The sequence below is a fragment of the Streptomyces albidus (ex Kaewkla and Franco 2022) genome (assembly GCF_013870515.1).
GTDB lineage: Bacteria > Actinomycetota > Actinomycetes > Streptomycetales > Streptomycetaceae > Streptomyces > Streptomyces albidus.
Genome location: NZ_JACBXA010000433.1, coordinates 1 through 2,637, shown reverse-complemented (window position 1 = coordinate 2,637; position 2,637 = coordinate 1). Strand labels below are relative to the sequence as shown.

At 74.0% G+C, this 2,637-nt stretch carries 2 protein-coding genes; both read right to left on the bottom strand.

Annotated features, from left to right (window positions below):
- The coding region (locus H5J26_RS30170; protein ID WP_309238125.1) for a hypothetical protein at positions 1-1,593 on the bottom strand (1,593 nt) is incomplete at its 3' end.
- A gap of 31 nt (positions 1,594-1,624) precedes the next feature.
- Positions 1,625-2,637 (bottom strand): hypothetical protein (locus H5J26_RS30165; protein ID WP_181769136.1); only part of this gene is annotated, 1,013 nt, incomplete at its 5' end.

Below are 2,637 nucleotides of genomic sequence, written 5' to 3'. Positions count from 1 at the left end.
GTGAACGGACGCAGGTGGCGCGGGCGGCCGCTCGCCGGACTTCGAAGAGCGCGGCGCCTGAGGTGACTTGGCGGACTCCGCCGGCGGAGAAGGGCTCTCGGTGGGGCCGGCGGGCGGACCACCGTGCGTCCAGGGGGTGTCCTCGACGTCGGGCAGCCCCGGGCCGCTGCGCGGGGAGTGCTCGAAGAGCGTCCAGCACAGCTGCTCACCGGGCTCCGGCACCGTGCCGGGGGCCGGCTCCTTGCTGCGGCCCATGCCGTTCGTCAGACGCAGGGTCACCAGACCCGGGCCTGCGCCCGCCACGAACTCGGCGCTCTGCCGGGCCCCTTCGTCCGTCGCCCTGTGCACCGTGCCGCCCCCGCCCAGGTGCGGCCTGTCGGTGGTGCGCAGCGTGACCAGTGGGCGCGGCATGGGCCGCTTGCCCTCCGAGTACGCCATCTCCACCTCGACGACCTCACCCGCGAACGCCTCGCCCGACAGCCGTCGTTCGGCCATGACGAGCTGGTCGTCCAGAGCCTCCTGAGCCTCGAGCCGTGCCTGCGCCTGCTCGCGAGTGGCGAGTTTGGCGGCGGCGGTCACCGCGTCGTCCTGGCGGGGCTGGGGCGGTTCGCCGGCGCGGACACGGTCGCGGTGCGCGGTGTAGGACCAGCGGTCCCGCTTGAAGCGCTCGGCGACCCGCTCGCCCTCGGGGAGCGTGCGAAGCAGGTCGATGCCGCGCCACATCGCCTCCCACGCCGGGCGGAGCTGGGAGCCGATCAGGTCGCGCACCTCTTCCTCGGCGCCTGGCAGGCCCGCGTCGAAACGGGCCACCGCGGGAGCCAGCAGCTTGTTGTCGAAGGCCGGGTCGGTGGCCGGACCCGCCGGCGGGCACAGCAACTGGCCTGCTGCGTCCCGGCCCACCTCGGCGCGCAGCGCGGCCTCGGAGCCGCTCAGACCGTCCGGCGGATCGATCCAGGCCAGCAGCGCGCCCAGATGCTGGTCCTCCAGGGCGCTCTGGCCGGTGGCCCAGTGCCGGGCAAGCAGCTCGGTCATGGACAGCAGGAGCGAGGAGCCGGGGACGCGGGCGCGCTCCGCGTACTGCGTCAGCCAGCGGCCGAGCAGCGGTACACGCGGGGGAGCGGGGTAGGGCGTGTCCGGGTCCTCCTCCGCGGTGCGCCGGAAGCGCATGGAACGTCCGAGCAGCCGCACGAACTCGACGCCGGGAGTGTTCGGGACGAGCAACTGCGGGGCGTCCACGCACAGTTCGACCTGAACGGCGACCTTCTTGCCGCTCTCCGGGTCGGTCTCCTTGCGCTCCTCCCACTCGACCTCGTCCTGCGCGGACTCCAGATGGGGCAGCACGATCCCGGCGAGCCGGGCGAGGAAGGCGAAGCGCTGGTCCCGGTCGCGCGGCTGCGGTACGACGAGCAGTTCCGGTGCGCCCCGGTCGGTGCCGGCCAGTGCTCCCAGCGGAGCACCTGCTTCGCCTGCGGTGGTCAACGGGACGAGGACCAGCGGGTGTTCGGACAATCGGCGGTGGAGCACGGTCGCCCTGGGCTGTGCACGCCCCGCCGCGGCGGCCTCCATGCGGGCCAGCGCGGACATCAACGACACGGTGCCTCCCGGCAGTCCAGTGCGGCGGTCGTCACCGAGCGACGCCTCCCAGCGCCTCGGCGCGCAGCCGCGCGGCGCGGCGCAGTGCCTCGGCCGCGGGGTCGGCCTTGGAGCTGCCGTCGGCCGCCGGGTCGTCGGATGCGGCGACCGGCGTGTGCGCCTCGCGGAGGACCGCCTCGATGGTGCCCAGGCCGCCCAGCTCGCCGCGTACGGAGCGGCCCAGGGATTCCACCGCACCGGCGGCGCGCGCCCGGTCCCGGCAGTGGAAGGCCAGTTCGCAGCTGGAGAGGCATTCGGGCGCGTATGTCGCCGGGACGGTCTCCACCGCCTCGGTCAACTCCTCCGCCGGGCGGGACGGATCGAAGATCACCCCCGGAGGGAGGGCGGCCGCGATGTCCTCCACCCGTGTGAGACGGGCGAGTTGGCGGCGGGTCGTGGCGCGCTGCTTGCGGACGTCGACGCCGTGAGCGGTGGGAAGGTTCGTGAAGTCCTTCGGGCAGACCAGCAGGACCTGGTCGCGGACCCTTCCCTCGAGGCCCGTCTCCTCCAGAGCGACGGCGTACACCGCGGCTTGACGGGCGGCGGCGCCCACCTTCGCGGCGTCGGCGGAACCGTCCAGTATCGGGAAGGACTTGATCTCCACCACCGTCCAACTGCCGTCCGGATGCACAGCGATGGCGTCGGGCTCCAGGTAGGCGGTCGAACCGGCGACGTCCAGGGAGAGCATCGGGTGGTACAGCAGCGCCCACTTGCCCGCCGTCCCCGTCTCGTCCGGCTCGTCCGCTGCGGAGTCGGGTGCCAGCGCCAGGTGCGTACGGGCGGTACGGCTCGCGGGGCCGTCAGCGGACAGGTCCGGCACGGCGACCTCGCCGGGTTCCGGCGGTGTCTCGCCCGTGGACGCGCAGAGGAGCCTGATCAGCTCGGCCCCGCCGTCCGCCTTGACCTTGGCCTCGAAGGAGTTGCCCCGGGCGAAGGCGAACTGCGACTGGCCGAAGGGAGCGGGGGCGCCCAACGCCTGGGCCAGCGCCCCCTTGTCGACCCCGG